The sequence below is a fragment of the Rhizobium sp. BK049 genome, assembly GCF_014193135.1.
Taxonomy (GTDB): domain Bacteria; phylum Pseudomonadota; class Alphaproteobacteria; order Rhizobiales; family Rhizobiaceae; genus Rhizobium.
In genome coordinates this window covers 268,552-285,875 of record NZ_JACHYV010000003.1, presented here as the reverse complement: position 1 = coordinate 285,875, position 17,324 = coordinate 268,552, and the positions used below count along the sequence as shown (strand labels likewise).

Sequence of the window (17,324 nt, the reverse complement as noted above, 5' to 3'; positions counted from 1 at the left end):
CCGTAATTGTCGTAGCAAAAACCGGCTGCCGCAATCCGGATCAATGCGTAGTCTGGCGGGCTGGTGTAGCCTTCGTCATCGAGATAAAGCTGCTAAAGCACGTCGGATGAGGGGCGGAGCGGAGGTGAAGTCGACGATGCTGAGCGAGCAGGGGTTTCTCAGGATATCGATTGCAGCGACCGTCGTGGTCGCAACGCTGGGCGTCGTCTTCGGCATTCTTTCCGGCTCTTTCTCGATAGCCTTCGATGGCGTTTACTCGCTGGCCGATGCCGCGATGACCGGGCTTGCGCTCTGGGTTTCGAACCTGATCATTCAATCCACGCAGAGCGATGCCCGATCCGGCAGAATTCGTAACCGCTTCACCATGGGATTCTGGCATCTGGAGCCGATCGTGCTGATGCTCAACGGCTGCCTGCTGATGACGGTCGGCGTCTATGCGCTGATCAGCGCCATCATCAGCATCCTGAATGGCGGCCACGAACTGCAATTCGGCATGGCGGTCGCCTATTCCGCAGCGACCTTGCTTGTCTGCGCGGTCATGGCCTTCCTCGGCATCAGGCTGAACGCCCGCATCAAATCGGATTTCATCTCGCTCGACGTCAAGGCGTGGATCATGTCGGGCGGCATTGCGCTTGCGCTGCTCGTCGCATTCCTGATCGGCATGGCGGTGCAGGCAACCCCGGCAGCGTGGCTTGCCAGCTATATGGACCCAGCAGTTCTGGCGCTTATCTGCCTTGTCATGATTCCCCTTCCGGTGGGCACCGTCTGGAAGGCATTGAGCGAGATCCTGCTGATCGCCCCCGTCGACCTGCAGGAACATGTCGACCGGGTCGCCCTGGAGACGGTTCGCCGTCTCGGCTTCCTCTCCCATCGCGCCTATGTTGCCCGGGTCGGCCGCGCAATGCAGATCGAACTTTATTTCATCGTCCCCGAAGGTCTTCCTGCCAAGACCGTGGAAGAATGGGACACGCTCCGCGACGAGATCGGCAACGCGATCGGTGACGAAAGCGCCAATCGCTGGCTGACGATCGCCTTCACCGCCGACGCGGAATGGGCCGAATAGCCAGTCAAAATCCAAGTTCGGCCTACGACGTCGAAATGCTTGGCGTCACCTTGATTGCAATCAAGGACGCTCCACGACCGCTCATGTACGATCCTTCAACCTGAGACGCAGCGGGCTGCATGGCTGCCACAGCCTTTGACATCGGTTTCTGGAGGAACGCATGGAATTCCAGATGGCATTTCCGATAGCGGTCATCGATGAGGATTTTGATGGTAGGAGTGCTGCCGGGCGCGGAATGCGCGATTTGGCCGCAGCCATTGAAAAGGAAGGATTCCGGATCGTCTCCGGTATTTCCTATGAGGATGCGCGCCGTCTCGTGCATGTCTTCAACACCGAATCCTGCTGGCTGGTTTCCGTCGACGGCACCGAGGACAGGGGCACGCGCTGGCAGGTGCTAGGCGAGGTTCTCGCCGCAAAACGGCAAAGAAACGACCGTCTGCCGATCTTCCTATTCGGCGACGATACCACGGCGGAAGACGTTCCGGCCACGGTTTTGCGCCACGCCAATGCCTTCTTCCGGCTGTTCGAGGATTCGGCGGAATTCATGGCGCGCGCCATCGCGCAGGCCGCCCGCAACTATCTCGACCGGCTGCCGCCGCCGATGTTCAAGGCGCTGATGGATTATACGCTGGAAGGCGCCTATTCCTGGCACACGCCGGGTCATGGCGGCGGCGTCGCGTTTCGCAAGAGCCCTGTCGGCCAGCTCTTCTACACGTTCTTCGGCGAAAATACGCTGCGATCCGATATTTCCGTATCGGTCGGCAGCATCGGTTCGCTTCTCGATCACGTCGGGCCGATCGCCGAGGGCGAGCGCAATGCCGCGCGCATCTTCGGTACCGACGAAACTCTCTTCGTCGTCGGCGGCACGTCGACTGCCAACAAGATCATATGGCACGGCATGGTCGGGCGCGGCGATCTCGTGCTGTGCGACCGCAACTGCCACAAATCAATCCTGCATTCCCTCATCATGACGGGGGCCACCCCAATCTATCTGACGCCGTCGCGCAATGGACTCGGCATCATCGGTCCGATCTCGAAGGATCAGTTCACGCCTGAAGCGATCGCCAGCAAGATCGCCGCCAGCCCCTTTGCCGGACAGACCAGCGGCAAAGTCCGGCTGATGGTCATCACCAACTCGACCTATGATGGGCTCTGCTACAATGTCGATGCGATCAAGGCGTCGCTCGGCGACGCGGTGGAGGTGCTGCATTTCGACGAAGCCTGGTACGCCTATGCCAATTTCCACGAATTCTACGATGGCTTTCACGGGATCTCGTCGAACCGGCCTACCCGATCGCAAAACGCCATTACGTTTGCCACGCACTCGACGCACAAGCTGCTGGCCGCCCTTTCCCAGGCATCGATGATCCATATCCAGCATGCCGAGACCAAGCGTCTCGACATCACCCGCTTCAACGAAGCCTTCATGATGCATACCTCGACCTCGCCGCAATATGGCATCATCGCCTCCTGCGATGTCGCGGCCGCCATGATGGAACAGCCAGCCGGCCGCGCCCTGGTGCAGGAGACGATTGATGAGGCGATCAGCTTCCGCCGGGCGATGAACGCGGTGAGGAAACAGACGGAAGGCACCTGGTGGTTTGACGTCTGGGAGCCGACGGCTGCCGGGCAGACGCCGAGCGATACCCGTGCCGATTGGGTCCTGAAGCCGGATGATGCCTGGCATGGTTTTGCCGGCCTTGCCGAAAACCATGTCATGGTCGACCCGATCAAGGTCACCATCCTGTCGCCGGGCCTGTCGGCGAGCGGAGTGATGGATGAGCACGGCATACCGGCTGCCGTTATCACCAAGTTCCTGTCGTCGCGGCGCATTGAGATCGAAAAAACCGGTCTCTATTCCTTCCTCGTGCTTTTCTCGATGGGTATTACCCGCGGCAAATGGAGCACGCTGATCACTGAGCTCCTCAATTTCAAGGATCTCTATGATGCCAACGCGCCGTTGACGCGAGCGCTGCCCGCGCTCGCCGCCGCGCATCAGGAAGCCTATGCCGGCATGGGGTTGAAAGATCTCTGCGCGCAGATCCATGCGATCTACCGCAAAGATGACGTCCCGAAGGCGCAGCGCGAGATGTACACTGTCCTGCCCGAAATGGCATTGCGTCCGGCGGACGCCTATGACCGGCTGGTCAAAGGCAGGATCGAGAGCGTCGAGATTAACAATCTCATGAACCGCATCCTCGCCGTGATGATCGTTCCCTATCCGCCGGGAATTCCGCTGATCATGCCCGGCGAGAGGATCACCCAATCGACGAAATCGATTCAGGATTACCTGCTCTACGCCCGCGATTTCGATCGCAAGTTCCCCGGTTTCGAAACCGATATCCATGGTCTTCGCTTCGCTCCCGGCGACGGCGGACGCCGCTATCTCGTCGATTGCATTGCAGAGGAGGCGCCAGAATGATCCCGCGCGATGTGAAGTCTCCAACGGTCGCCATACCGTTCCACAAGCTGCTGAAAATTGTCGCCGTCATCGACCGCGACAATCCCCAGGCACAGGAGCTGGTGGCGCAGATCACCGCTCAGGGCTTCGAGGTGGAAGTGCGGGGCGACTATTCAGCCGATGTGTCCGAGGATGCTGACGTCGGTGCCTATATCGGCTCGGTCGAAGGCGGCCTGCTGCTTCCGGCACGCAGTTTCCTGCGGTCCGTCAGGGATATCGGCTTTCGCACGCCCATCTGGGCGATGGCCGATACACTGACGATCGGGGACATGGATGTCGTGGAAATGGCTGGCGAAGTGGACGGGTTCGTCTACCTCGGTCAGCAGACACCAGTCTTCTATGCCAAGCAGATCGTGTCCAGCGCCGTCAACTACGGCAAATCGCTGCTCCCGCCATTCTTCGGCGGCATGATGGCCTATGATGGCGAAGCCAATATCGCCTTTGATTGCCCAGGGCACCAGGGCGGCCAGTTCTATCGAAAGTCGCCGGCTGGCCAGCTCTTCTTCAAATATTTCGGCGAAAGCATTTTCCGCAACGACCTCTGCAATGCAGATGTCGATCTCGGCGATCTGCTCATCCATGAAGGGCCTGCCGTCGAAGCTCAGAAAGCGGCGGCGCGCATCTTCGGCGCCGACCGGACCTATTTCATCCTGAACGGTACGAGCACCTCCAACAAGGTGGTGGCGAACGCAGTGTTGCGTAGCGGCGATCTCGTGCTCTTCGATCGCAACAATCACAAGTCGCTGCACCAGGGTGCCCTCGTACAGGCCGGGGCGATCCCGATCTTTCTGCCGACCGCCCGCAATTCCTTCGGCATGATCGGCGCTGTCGACTGGGCGGCCTGGGACGAGGCCTGGCTGCGGCAAAAAATAGAGGAACATCCACTCGTCACCGACAAGAGCCGTGCGCAGGCGGAGAGGCCTTTCCGTCTGGCCTGCATCCAGCTCGCGACCTATGACGGCACGATCTACAATGTCGCCCGGGTGATGGAGAAGCTCGGCCATCTCTGCGACTACGTGCTGTGGGACGAGGCCTGGATCGGCGACAATGCCTTCCACCCCCTCTTTGAGGGTCACAGCCCGATGCGTCTTAAGGACCTCAGGGCTGATATGCCCGGGCTGTTCTCCACGCAATCGGTGCATAAGCAGGGCGCCGGCTTCTCGCAGGCATCGCAAATCCACAAGCGCGACGAACATATCAGCGGCCAGCGCCGCTTTGTCGAACATAAGCGGTTTAATGAATCGCTGCTGATGCATGTGTCGACGTCTCCCTTCTATCCGTTGTTCGCCTCGCTCGATGTCAATGCCAAGGTGCATGAGGGCAAGGCCGGCGAGATGCTCTGGGACCGCTGCATCGAGCTCGGAATCGAGGTTCGCAAGAAGCTGCGCGGTTTCGTGGAGCACTACGAAACCAAGGCTGCGCCCCCGGAAGAGCAGTGGTTCTTCGATCCTTTCGTGCCGGACAGGGTGACGGTTTCGCGCTCGAAGCACACCAGCGACCTTGCCGCCGCCACGTGGGAAGACGTCCCGACGGAGGTGCTGAAACGCGAGCAGCAATGCTGGCGTTTCGATCCGGAGGCCAGCTGGCACGGTTATTCAGGTTACGCGCCAGGCTACACCATGGTCGATCCCAACAAGCTTGCGATACTGACACCCGGCATCGACCGTAAGACCGGCGAATATCGCGACTTCGGCATTCCGGCGACCGTTGTCGCCAACTATCTGCGCGAGCAGCGGGTCGTGGCGGAAAAATGCGACTTGAACAGCCTGCTCTTTTTGCTGACGCCGGCTGAAGACGAGAGCAAGCTGAACACGCTGGTCGCCAAGCTCGTCAAGTTCAAAAATCTGTGGGATCGCGACGCACCCTTGCCAGAAGTGCTGCCGACCGTCTTTGCGGCCAATCGCGAGCGTTACGCCGGCTACAGCGTCCGCCAGGTCTGCCGGGAGATGCATTCCTTCTATCGCGAGGCGGGTGTCAAGGAGCTGCAGCGCCTGTGCTTCCGCTCCGAAAGCTTCCCGGAACCGGCAATCGCACCCAAACAGGCCTATGAGGCACTCGTCGCCAACAATGTCGACTATGTGCCGCTGACGGAAGCCGCGGGCCGCATCTCGGCAACCTTGGCGCTGATCTATCCGCCCGGTATCGGCGTGATCGTGCCTGGAGAACGCTGGGACGAGAGGGCGCGGCCGATGCGGGACTATTTCCTCGCCTTCGAAGAATCCTTCAACCGCTTCCCCGGCTTCAATTACGAGGTCCAAGGCGTGTTCCAGGAGCGGATCGATGGGCGGATCAAGTTCCACACATATGTCGTGCGCGAGTAGGGCTGCAAAGCGGTTTCGCGATGACGACATGTGTGAAAACAGAGAGTTAAAGTGTGAGCCAAGCGAAGCTGCAGGATCGCGACGCGCTTTAGGGAGGATTACGTCATGACCGACAACACGATGCATCTTGCGGCCGAGGCCACGACCAAGAAAAAGATGAACCTGGTGCAGCTCACCTTTATCGTCGCCGTCAACATGATGGGGTCGGGGATCATCATGCTGCCTGCCAATATGGCGCAAGTCGGCGCGATCTCGCTGCTTTCCTGGCTCGTGACCGCGATCGGCTCGATGGCGATCGCCTATGGCTTCGCCCAGGCCGGACTGTTCAACCAGCGGCCTGGAGGCATGTCCGCCTATGCGGAGGATGCCTATGGGAAGGACGGCTATTTCATGGTGTTCTTCCTGTATTTCCTGTCGCTTGCTGTCGGCAACGTGGCGATCGGCATCTCGGCCGTCGGCTACCTTGCTGGCTTCTTTCCGGTGCTAACCTCGACCCCGATCATGACCTGCCTGGCGCTGATCGTGCTTTTATGGCTGACCACGGCCGCCAATTTCGGCGGGCCGCGCATTACCGGCCGAATTGGCTCGGTCACTGTTTGGGGCGTCATCCTTCCCGTCGGCCTGCTGTCGATCCTCGGCTGGCTGTGGTTCAGCTCCAGCACCTTCGCGGCAGCCTGGAATCCGCAAGGCCTATCGCTTGGGCAAGGCATGGGATCGAGCATTTCGCTGACGCTCTGGGCCTTTCTCGGCATGGAGTCTGCGGCGCAGAATTCCGATGCCGTCGAAAATCCCAAGCGTGACGTACCGCTCGCCTGCATGTTCGGCACACTGGGCGCTGCCGTCATCTACATCCTGTCGACGACCGTCATTCAAGGCATCGTGCCTAATGCGGATCTCGCTACCTCCACGGGACCCTTCGCACTCGCCTATGCCACCATGTTCAACTCCACCATTGGTTCCATCGTCATGGCGCTTGCCGTGCTGGCCTGCCTTGGCTCGCTACTCGGATGGCAGTTTACGATCGCGCAGACGGCGAAAACCGCCGCCGACGAGCGGATGTTCCCATCTATATTCTCGCGGGTGAACGAGATGGGGGCGCCAGTGGCCGGCATGATCATCCTTGGCATCGTGCAGACATGCCTTGCTTTGATGACCATATCGCCGACTTTGAGCGAACAGTTCTCAGCGCTCGTCAACCTCGCCGTCGTCACCAACGTACTGCCCTATATCATCGCGCTTTCGTCGCTGTTCGTCATGATGAAGGCTGCCCGCGTGCCACAGCCGAAATACCGGCTGAATGCGACCATCGCCCTGGTCGGGATGGCCTACAGCGTCTTCGCCATCTATGCCTCCGGAAAGGATGCGGTGCTCGGCGGCATGATCGTCACAGGCATCGGCTTCATCATCTACGGCTTGATCGCCCCGCGTTTCGCCAGCGGCACGAACCGGCTTCCGGCCGAGTAACAGAGGAGGATCAGAAATGTCACGAAAAAATGCTCGGTGGGCGGGTATCACCGCCTCTGTCCTCGCCGCAACGGCTTTGTTTGCCCTCAGCACGCCCACGCAGGCTCAGACGCTCGATCGCGTCAGAACAAGCAGCGCGCTGAAGCTCGGCTACGATCCGGATGCGAGGCCCTTTTCCTTCAATGGCGAACAGGGACGGCCGGATGGCTATGCCGTCGCGCTCTGCAACAAGATTGCCGATAGCCTGAGGGCACAGCTGAACCTGCCGAAGCTCGATGTCGAATGGGTTTCGCTTTCAGGCGACGTCAAGACACGAGCGATAGAGAGCGGTACCGCTGATATTGTCTGCGGTGCGGAGCCGGTGACATTGACGCGCCGGCAGCAGGTGTCGTTTTCCATCCCGATCTTCCCGAGCGGCACCGGCGCGCTCCTGAGCGCCAGCTCGCCGCTGGCCTTGCGGGAAGTGCTGCAATATGGCGAACCTTCGACCCGTCCCGTCTGGCGCGGTTCACCGGCGCGCACGATCCTCGAGCACAAGACCTTCTCCTCGATTGCCGGCACGACGAGCGAAGGCTGGCTAAGCGACAGGATCAAGACTTTTCAACTCGCTGCGACGGCTGCGCCGGTCGACAATTACCAGCAGGGGATCGAGCGCGTCGTAGATGGCAGTTCGGCGGTGCTCTTCGGCGACATGCCGATCCTGATGGATGCCGCCGCCCGCAGTGACAATTCCGGCAATCTGATCGTCCTGCAGCGCCATTTCACCTACGAACCGCTCGGCCTTGAGCTCGCGCGCGGCGATGAGGACTTCCGCCTTGCCGTCGATCGCGCGCTCAGCCAGGCCTATGCCGGGCCGGATTTCCGGACATTCTTCACAACCTGGTTCGGGCCGCCGGACGAAGCGACCGTGACCTTCTTCCGGCAAACAGCCTTGCCGGAGTAGCACTGCGACGGATCGAGCCGCCAAACAAATGGCCCCGCTCTGGAGCTGGGCGTATTGATCTGCAACCCGCTGAACGGCTGAAGCAACTGAACGGGAGCGATGGGGTGAGTCTTCTTTGGAAAGAAATCCGTCACAACCGCATGCTGTGGCTGCTCGCTGCGGTGCCGGTGGTCTTCGTCGCTGCGGGCGTTGCCCCCGAGGCTCACACGGTGCTCTTCATACTGTCGGTGCTTGCCGTGATACCGCTGGCCGGGCTCCTCAGTCACGCGACTGAGTCCGTTGCGGCGAAGACGGGCGACGCCGCTGGCGGACTGCTCAATGCGACGCTGGGGAATCTGACGGAGCTCGTCATCGCGCTGACGGCCTTGAGTGCAGGACAATATACGCTGGTAAAATCATCGGTTGCCGGTGCGATCGTCGCCAACACTTTGTTCATGCTTGGGGCATCGTTTTTGCTCGGCGGCCTCAAACATCACAGTCAGGAGTTCAACCGAGCCAATGCGCGGCTTCAGGCCGGTCTGCTCTTCCTCGCCACGATCGGCCTGCTGATGCCATCGGCGGTTGCGTCAATGGATTCGACCTCGGCTACGGAAGTGATCAACAAGCTCAGCTTAGGCTTGGCGATCCTGCTTATCGTCGGATACGCGCTGGGACTGCTGTTCACCCTCAAGACGCATCGGGAGTTTTTTGCTACCGCCGAGCACGCCGAGAGCGACGAAACCCCGTGGCCGATCGGGGTGGCGCTGACCACACTCGCCGGTGTGACGATACTGGTCGCGCTGGTCAGCGAAGTCTTCGTCGAGTCGGTGCAGGAGGCTGCCAAGGTTTTTGGAATGACGCCCGCCTTTGTCGGCTTCATCGTCGTAGCACTGGTGGGCGGCGCAGCCGAAATGGCTTCGGCATTTTCCGGTGCACGCAAGAACCGCCTCGACCTGAGCGTGGGCATAGCGCTTGGAAGCGCCTCGCAGATAGCCCTTTTCGTGGCGCCCGTGCTGGTGCTGTTGAGCTACGTCATCGGGCCGACGCCGATGGATCTGCAGTTTTCTCCGGGCGTGGTCGTCATGGTTTTGCTGGCGACCATGACGGCGATGTTCGTCACCAACAGCGGGCGTTCAGCGTGGTTCGTCGGCATATTGGTGCTGATGGTTTACATGATCTTCGCCACGACTTTGTATGTTTTGCCCGATCGGGGGTCTTGAGGCCGCATAATGGCTTGGCAAACAAACTGCGAGATCGACGTGAGGCTCGGTTGCCGGCGATAATGCTGCGTAAGTCTTACGAATGCCCTGATCCAACTGCAGGAAGGCCGGAAGGTGTCGGTAAGAGCTGGCCGAAAGTCGAGCCATAGACGAATGCGGCGCCTGTTTTTCATCGCGCTCGCAACGCAGCTTCGTGTGATCTGGCCAATCGTGTCAGGGATCGTCTCCCTGATGGTCGGATCCGGGCTTGCAATCTGGCGTATCGAAAACTGGCGCATTGACGAAGCCATGTATTTCACTTTCGTCACCGGCCTGACGATCGGCTACGGCGATTTTACCCCCAAACATGTCACGTCGCGGATATTGGCGCTGGTGATCGGCTTTGCGGGCATCGTGCTGACCGGCGTCGTCGCGGCCGTTACGGTGAAAGCGCTGAATGCGGACGACCAGGAGCCTTGATTCCTGCTCTGCTGCGCTATTGCAACGGCGTCGCCGGCGGCCGGACTTAGTTCTCAATCAGTGCGCAAGAAGCGCCCGGGAGTGCCGCTCAGTTACGTATTGCTACGGAAGTCCAGAGCCATCAGCGGGTGTATAAGGCAATAGGTGGCGTCGCGGGAGGGCTCGATGGTATCGGATGAGGGAAGAACCAGCCCCGCACCTCACGATCCCGCAGCCGTTCGCGAGCAGCTCGATCGCATCCTCGCCAGTCCCGAATTTCATGCTCCCGAGCGTGGGAGGCGTTTCCTGCAATATATCGTCGAAGAGATGCTGGAAGGACGCGGCGAACAGCTCAAGGCCTATACGATTGCGCAGGCGGTTTTCGGGCGCGACGCCTCTTTCGATGCGCAGAATGACCCGGTCGTGCGCATCGAGGCGGGGCGGATCCGCCGTGCGCTCGAGCGATATTACCTCGTCAGCGGAAGAAGCGATCCGATCGGGATAACCATCCCCAAAGGAGGCTATTCGCCGCATTTTTCAAGCACCAATGGCACCTCGAATTCCGGCGTTGGAACGAATTCGCAAAACCCCGGAAACAAGCGGGGCGGTCTTGATCAGCCGATCGCCTATCGCGATCTTCTGCTGCCGATCGGCCTACCGGCGCTGTTGGGCGTGATCGCGATTCTGGCTATCATCCGCCCGTTGGAAGAATATTTTTCAAGGCCAAAGGCGCCGCCGGCGCCCGCCGCGTCGACGCTTGCAAGCAAGGCCAGCATCGTCGTCGAGCCCTTCGCCGCTCTCGGCGGCAGCTCCGAAGGCTTAAATTTTGCGAAAGGCTTAGCAGACCAGCTGCTGACGAAGCTGATGAAAGCGGAAAATCTTGTCGTGCTCGGGCCCGATCGGCCGGGTGCCCAACCGATCGTTCCACAGTTCAATCTGCAGGGAAGCGTGGTTATCGAGGGATCGGCCCTTCATCTGCATGTCCGCCTGATCAATGGCGCCGACGGCACAGTCATATGGGCAAATCGATATGATCGCGAGCTCCAAGGCCGGACCATTCTCGATATCGAAGACGAGATCGCCATGCAAATCGCTCTGGAAATTTCGGAAAGCCGCAAGCAGAGCACCACACCGCCCGATCGATAAGCGCCTCATCTTGCCGCGGTGGCGTCGATATCAAGCCCCGAGGCACGCAATCCGTTCAGCAAGCGCTCCTGATCTTCAGGCCGTTGCAAGCGCAGCGAAACTTCCTCGCGGATATTGACCATCAATGCCGGCGCATGGGTATAAAGCCAGCGCTTTTCCGCTTCGGCTTCCTCGGTCTTGCCGGCGGCCCCGAGAATGGATAGCAGGATGAGACCATGGACAGGGTTCGAGCCGAGATCGGATTTTCGCGACCAGCGCTCCGCCTGTTCGAGATCGCCTTTGATGAATGCACAGAGCGCCATGCCGGCTTCATAATATCCGCTGGGACCGACGCCTCTGTTGAGGGCGATCGAGAGTAGTTCGCAGCCTGACTGCCATTTCCCGGAAAGCGCCAGTCGATAGCCATATTCGCCCGCGACTTCGACGTCGCCGGGATTGGCTGCGTAGGCCGCCGTGCCAGCCTTCAGCGCCTTGTCGACATCTCCCTGGAAGAAGCCCACCAACATCAGCGCCTGCAGAACCCGGGGATCGCTGGGCGCGAGTGATGCCGCCCTCTCCACCGCAGCGTTTGCCATTTCGAGCGGTCGAACCGAAGAGGGGGTGCTGAGCTTGTAGCGAAACCGCACCTCATCAAGATAGACCATGGAAAGCAATGTCCAGGAAGCAACGTTATCGGGGAAACGCTGTGTCGCCTGCCGGAGGCATTCCAGTGCGGCAGCGTGGCTTTGCGCGGTCATGGCCTGACGGTAGTTGTGATAGGCGCGCGTGCAGGCATAGTCATCCTGGTCGCCATTCTGCGCTGGTCCGACGATCTTATCCGTCTCGGTTTGAAGGATGGCGCCATTAGGATGCGCGATAGCGGTGGAAATCTGCCGGGAGATGTTGGCTTGGATGACGAGCTTGTTCTCGGCTTGAAGATCGGCATCGAAATTTCTGGCCCAGATGACCGCGCCATCCGATTGGCGCACGAGCCTCGCTGAGGCGCGCAACCTGCTTTTGTCGAGCTGGACATTGCCGTGGAGCGAGTAGTCGGCAACGGCGGCCCGCCCGCCGCGTAGCGGATCGGCAACGACGATGATGTCGTCGATCCGGGCAAGCTGACCGATTACATCGTCCCTCAGGCCGCGAGCGATGTCCGAACCGGCGCCGGCGGAGCCGCTTTCGGAAAAGAATTCGACGAGCACCTTCGGATGGGCGCTCGCCAGCGGCAGCGTCGCAGTCGGTCGCCCGTTCCAAACAGACAGCGCAATTGCAAGGACCAAGGCGAAGACCCCAAACCCCACTGATATGACGATCCCGAAGCCCCGAGCTGCCGACAGCGTCGGAGCACGCATCGTGCTACGAGGGCTGTCTTGGACGTTGAGCTCTGCAGCCTGAGGTTCTTCCGGATTTATCGAGGACGGAGGCGGGACTTCCTGTGCATATTCGAAATGCGGCACATATCCGCCTTTGGGCACGGTGATGACGACCTCGTCCGTGCGGCCTGCGACGAGGTAATAGCGCTCGAGCGCCTTTCTGATCCGACCGGCCTCGATCCGGACGACAGGATCATTCTGCGGGTCAAATGAAGCCTCGCGGCCAAAAACAACATTCGCTATCGTAAAAGCTTTCAGGAACCCCGATCGGCCGGCGAGCGTCTCGTTGACGACGAACTCGAGGAAATCCCGCCCCCGCTTCGGCGCATGAAATTCCTCGCTTGCGAGAATTCGCTCGACCTGACGGCAGATTTCATCAACCGTCGGCTCGAGACTGCCCAAAACATTGACCTTTGCGTTCCTCATGATCGCCCCACGACAAGTCACGCAATTATCTAAGTCCGTTCTAATACATCATACCGCGCCAGCCTTTGGTTGCAAGTTTTGCTTTGGGATTCGCGCAGAACGCCCCAAATTTGGGCGCGGACCGTTCTTGGCGCGGATAAGCGGCGCCGATTGTCCGCTACCGAACTAATGTTGTCTTTCTGATACAGTTAATGTTACCTCGGGAACAATCCGGCACCTTTCTGACTTCGTATCAATTGCAGGACGCGGTACCAATGCGGAGCTAGTTCATGAGCCAAGAACGCGGCCGCAGAAAACTGATGTTGCGGCTTCCGGATATCCGCCATCTCCTGGCGGACATAACCAACGAGACCCTCGGAGAACTGTTCGAGGCCTACGATCTTGCAGTCGATGCGCTGGATCGATTCCGGACCCAGAGCCCGAGAGAAGACAGGCTCGTTGCGGAATATGAGGAGCTCTGTCGCGACATAGAGCAGGAGGTCGTGGTCTACTGTACCAACAGGTAGACACGCCGAAGAAGACTATCCGGCGCGCTCGACCTCAAGGGCCCGGCGCGCGATCATGTTTTGATCCTTCCGTCATTGCCGCAGGCCAGGCCCAGGCTCTCAGCAGCTCGTAGAAGACGCTGAGCACTACCGGCCCCAGAAAAAGCCCCAGCAGCCCGTGGGACAGAGTGCCGCCGATCACGCCGATCAGGATGACGGGCATGGGAGTCGAGAGGCCTCTCGCCATCAGGATCGGCTTCAGGACGTTGTCGACGATCGAGATCGGAAGGTCAGCGCGCCACGCGCTGGAACGTCGAAGACGGCAAAACACAGTCCGCAAAGCAGGGTCTGCAGGAAAGCCACGCCGATAACACCGCGCGAGACATTCCGGACGGTGGTTCCCGACAGCCGGGCGAAACCGACGCCCTTGTCGCCCGCGACCCGGCTTGCCAGAATCTGTATCGCTGCCGCCAGGCCCGTTGACTGGGTGAGGAACAGGCCGGAGAGCATGATAGAGACGACGAAACTCAATACACCGCCGCCGATCGAGGCAAGCTTTGTGACCACTGCGCCCATGACCTCACGGATGGGCGCCTGAAACTTGATGATCGTCGATGCCAGATCGCCGGCAAGGCGGTTCCAAATGTCATGGAGCCGCTCACCGACAACCGGCCAATCCCTGATGGCGTCAGGCGCTGCCGGCAGGGTAAATTCTCCCGTTCGTAACTTGCCGATCAACGCCTCTGCGGTGTCGGCGAAATTGACCGCTACAAGGGCGAGCGGCGCGATGATCAGGACGAGGCAACCGGCGACGATGACGATGGCGGCGATCACCGGCCGGTTTCCGATCAGTCGCGAGAGCGTCGCAAACATCGGAAAGAGAGCGACGGCGAGGATGGCGGCCCAGATGAGAATAAGCGCGAAAGGAGCAATCAGCGTCATCGTCCAATAAGCGAAAAGGCCGATAATGCCCAGACGGACGAGATCGCTTACTCTCGCCTCTATCGAAATCTGACCTGCGCCGGTCCCTTGCGTTGTCGTATCGGCTGTCTGCTCCATCGTCGCATCCGTCGGGTTACAGGCCGGACCGTCATGCCCTACGATGTCATGTCAGGCACGACATGGCGGACGCTGCGATCCTCAGTGAAATCGGCCGGCCGTTTTTGCCGTTTGCCCAGGTCGGGCTCGTCGAACTTCAGCCGTTCATAAGGAATGGACTGCAGGATGTGCGAGATGCAGTTGATCCGGGCGCGCTTCTTGTCGTCGGAAGGCACGATCCACCACGGAGCGTGTTTGGAGTCGGTCATCCGCAGCATATCGTCATAGGCGCGCGTATAATCCCACCAGCGCTGGTAGGATTCGACATCCATCGGGCTGAGCTTCCATTGCCGCAGGGGATCGTCGATCCGGCGCCTGAAGCGGCGCTCCTGTTCCTCCTCGCTGACCGTCAGGAAATATTTGAGCAGAATGACGCCGCTCTCGACGATCGCCGCTTCGAAGCGAGGGGCAAGCTCGAGAAAGCGCTGCGCCTTCTTCTCGCTGGTGAAGCCCATGACACGGTCGACGCCGGCTCGGTTATACCAGCTACGATCGAATATCACGATTTCACCGGCCGCCGGCAGATGAGCGATATAACGCTGCATGTAGATCTGCGACTTCTCGCGGTCGGTGGGCGCGGGCAGCGCCACGACGCGGAAAACCCGAGGACTGACCCTCTCCGTTATCCGCTTGATCATGCCGCCCTTGCCGGCGGCGTCCCGCCCCTCGAAGATGATGACGATCCTTGCGCCCGACTTTTTCACCCAGGCCTGAAGATGCGCCAGTTCCACCTGCAGCCGGTTGATCTCCTTGTCATAATCCCAAGATTTCTTTTTCTTTTTATCCTTGCCGCTGCGGGTTGGCTCTGCGTCGGCCTCTCTCGGCTCATAATTTTCGTCCATGGCTCTCCCTCCTTCTGTCACTGAGATATATTGCTGGCCTGAACGGTGCGGTCGGGCTGGGGGATATCGCCGATCAGCGCCCGCAAGGCTTCTTCCCTGCCGTTGAAGAGATTGTCGGCGCCGATCCTCTCTATGACCCCGGCACGGGTAAGAATGGCACGGCTTTCATCACTGAGATCGGCAATCGCGAAGATGATGTTGCGTTTGGCAAGCAGTTCAGCCACGGCCTCGAGCGCGGTCGCCCCGGTGCTGTCGATATATGTGATGGCGCTTGCATCGAGCACCAGGCATCTGGTCTCGGCGGCCAGCCCCTTGATCACCGAAATCATGCGCAAGCGCACATAATCGGCGTTGTAGAACAGGATGCTGCCCTGGACTGCAAAGACGGCCGCGCCCTCGATGGGACGGGCTTCCGGAAAGCGCTGCAGATCGAAGAATCCGTGCCGCCCTTCGATGCGGCCAAGAAGGCCGTCGCGCGGAAACATGGTCTGCCGCAGGAGATAGGCGAAGGTTGCCGCGATGGCGACGATCACGCCATTGAGGACGCCGAAGCTGATCGCGCCCCACATCGCGATCAGCGCGAAGATGAATTCGATGCGGCTGATGCGCCAGATCTTCCCGAGCTCATCGACATCGATGAGGCTGATCGCCGCCGTTGCAAGGATCGCCGCCAGCGCCGGGATCGGGAGAATGCGCAGCGCATCATTCAGGAAGACCAGTGCCGCGATCAGCGTCGCGGCAGAGACCAGACCTGCAAGTTGAGAGACACCTCCTGTCGACAGGTTTATGGCTGTGCGGGAATCCGACACGCTGATCGGAAATGAACCGAAAAGACCAGGTGCGATATTGGCCGCGCCAAGGCCGATCAATTCCTGGTTTGCATCGACTTCCTCGCCGGTGCGCGAGCCGAAGCTGCGCGCCGCCACTATGCCCGCACCGAAGCTGACGAGAAAAATCGCGGCTGAACCGAGCACGATCTTGTCGAGAGGCATCTGATGAAACGCGGGCAGGGAGAGGGCCGGCAGGCCGCTTGGCAAGTCGCCGACCACGGCGATGCCCTGCCCGCGGAAATCGAAGATCGCCGACAGAAGGACAGACACCACTACGACGAGAACCGGGCCGGGAACCTTCAAGTGCAGCGCCCGGACGATCCATAGCAGCGCAAACATCGCAAGGCCGAGGATGAGCGAAGGCCAATGGATCAGGCCGCTCTTGGCGAGCATTTCGACGAGCGGTGCGATCAGCCCGTCGGATTCGATCTTCACTCCGGTGAAGCGGCCGATCTGTCCGACCAGGATCGAAAGCGACACCCCGGCGAAAAACCCGACCAGAATGGGCCGGGACAGGAAGCTCGCGAGAACGCCGAGCTTCAATAGTTTCGCAGCGATGCAGAAGAGGCCGACACCGATGGCAAGCGCCGAAGCGATCGCAACCCGATCGACAGCGGTATCGGCAGGCAAGGCCGCGATGATGGCGCCCATGGCAGCGGCAAGCACCGTCATCGTCGCGGCATCCGGCCCGACGATCAGCAACCGCGACGGCCCGAAAATCGCATAAGCAATCGGCGCAAGAATGCTGGCATAGATGCCGGTTTCCGGCGGCAGACCGGCGATCGCCGGGTAGGCGATGGCGCTTGGCAGGCCGACGGCAGCGACCGACAGCCCGGCCGGGATATCGCTGCGAAGCCAATCCCAGCTGAAACCGCTCAGGCCTCGCAACATCGGAATGCTACCTATCACCGCTGGCTCCTATGCTCTTAACCGTTGGTTCTTCCCGCCGTTGGTTCTTCCCGATCATCGCGCTGCTTGGCCGCACGGTTGCGTCAACTGCGATAGCCAATCGCAAGACCGCGGGTTAAGGCCGCCCGTTTGGCAGCGTTCGCGGCGTGCTGATGAGGTGGTTTGATACGTTGGCGATCAGATCTGACCGTCGATCGCCATCTCAGACAAGGATGGTGACGACGAAGATAGTCTAAACACGGCCGCTCCTTCTGGCCGGTCTGGCCTCGCCCTTAGATCGCTATCAACGGTCGATATTAGGCCCGTTTCGGCTTGGAGGCTCGTAGCATCGTGTAATCTCTATC

At 60.2% G+C, this 17,324-nt stretch carries 12 protein-coding genes and 1 pseudogene; 9 read left to right on the top strand and 4 right to left on the bottom strand.

Going from position 1 to position 17,324, the window contains the following annotated elements; genetic code table 11:
• The first annotated feature begins 136 nt into the window (after window positions 1-136).
• The 8 genes from FHT70_RS04915 (at window position 137) to FHT70_RS04880 (ending at window position 11,035) form a co-directional block, all read left to right on the top strand.
• Window positions 137-1,063, top strand: a complete 927-nt coding sequence (locus FHT70_RS04915) for a cation transporter (RefSeq protein ID WP_183699404.1) — start codon at window positions 137-139, stop codon at window positions 1,061-1,063.
• Window positions 1,064-1,223: 160 nt separating this feature from the next.
• The gene (locus FHT70_RS04910) at window positions 1,224-3,485 is read left to right on the top strand and encodes an arginine/lysine/ornithine decarboxylase (protein ID WP_183699307.1); all 2,262 of its coding nucleotides are present in this window, start codon (window positions 1,224-1,226) and stop codon (window positions 3,483-3,485) included.
• The gene (gene speC / locus FHT70_RS04905; protein ID WP_183699305.1) at window positions 3,482-5,845 is read left to right on the top strand and encodes an ornithine decarboxylase; all 2,364 of its coding nucleotides are present in this window, start codon (window positions 3,482-3,484) and stop codon (window positions 5,843-5,845) included. The genes FHT70_RS04910 and speC overlap by 4 nt, the downstream gene beginning before the upstream one ends.
• A gap of 105 nt (window positions 5,846-5,950) precedes the next feature.
• Window positions 5,951-7,309, top strand: a complete 1,359-nt coding sequence (gene potE / locus FHT70_RS04900; RefSeq protein ID WP_183699303.1) for a putrescine-ornithine antiporter — start codon at window positions 5,951-5,953, stop codon at window positions 7,307-7,309.
• 16 nt (window positions 7,310-7,325) lie between these two features.
• Window positions 7,326-8,252 (top strand): amino acid ABC transporter substrate-binding protein, encoded by a 927-nt coding sequence (locus tag FHT70_RS04895; RefSeq protein ID WP_183699301.1) that lies wholly within the window; start codon window positions 7,326-7,328, stop codon window positions 8,250-8,252.
• Between the two features lie 104 nt (window positions 8,253-8,356).
• Window positions 8,357-9,451: a calcium/proton exchanger gene (cax, locus tag FHT70_RS04890; protein ID WP_183699299.1), complete on the top strand. Its 1,095-nt coding sequence runs from the start codon at window positions 8,357-8,359 to the stop codon at window positions 9,449-9,451.
• 153 nt (window positions 9,452-9,604) lie between these two features.
• Window positions 9,605-9,910, top strand: coding sequence for a potassium channel family protein (locus FHT70_RS04885; RefSeq protein WP_097597051.1), 306 nt, complete (start codon window positions 9,605-9,607; stop codon window positions 9,908-9,910).
• A gap of 165 nt (window positions 9,911-10,075) precedes the next feature.
• Window positions 10,076-11,035 (top strand): hypothetical protein, encoded by a 960-nt coding sequence (locus FHT70_RS04880; protein ID WP_183699297.1) that lies wholly within the window; start codon window positions 10,076-10,078, stop codon window positions 11,033-11,035.
• 5 nt (window positions 11,036-11,040) lie between these two features.
• Here FHT70_RS04880 and FHT70_RS04875 read toward each other — a convergent pair whose 3' ends face one another.
• The gene (locus tag FHT70_RS04875) at window positions 11,041-12,816 is read right to left on the bottom strand and encodes a hypothetical protein (protein WP_183699295.1); all 1,776 of its coding nucleotides are present in this window, start codon (window positions 12,814-12,816) and stop codon (window positions 11,041-11,043) included.
• A 269-nt stretch (window positions 12,817-13,085) separates the two neighbouring features.
• Here FHT70_RS04875 and FHT70_RS04870 point away from each other — a divergent pair, with 269 nt between their 5' ends.
• Window positions 13,086-13,322 carry a hypothetical protein gene (locus FHT70_RS04870; protein WP_097597054.1) on the top strand — a complete coding sequence of 79 codons (237 nt, stop codon included), beginning with the start codon at window positions 13,086-13,088 and terminating at the stop codon, window positions 13,320-13,322.
• Window positions 13,323-13,356: 34 nt separating this feature from the next.
• Here the strand turns inward: FHT70_RS04870 and FHT70_RS04865 are convergent.
• From FHT70_RS04865 to FHT70_RS04855, 3 genes and pseudogenes are all read right to left on the bottom strand, one after another.
• Window positions 13,357-14,360: pseudogene (locus tag FHT70_RS04865) on the bottom strand (AI-2E family transporter).
• A gap of 38 nt (window positions 14,361-14,398) precedes the next feature.
• Window positions 14,399-15,241 carry a polyphosphate kinase 2 gene (gene ppk2 / locus FHT70_RS04860; protein WP_097597056.1) on the bottom strand — a complete coding sequence of 281 codons (843 nt, stop codon included), beginning with the start codon at window positions 15,239-15,241 and terminating at the stop codon, window positions 14,399-14,401.
• A 17-nt stretch (window positions 15,242-15,258) separates the two neighbouring features.
• Complete coding sequence (locus FHT70_RS04855; protein WP_183699293.1) at window positions 15,259-16,980, bottom strand: SulP family inorganic anion transporter; 1,722 nt, start codon at window positions 16,978-16,980, stop codon at window positions 15,259-15,261.
• Window positions 16,981-17,324 lie beyond the last annotated feature (344 nt).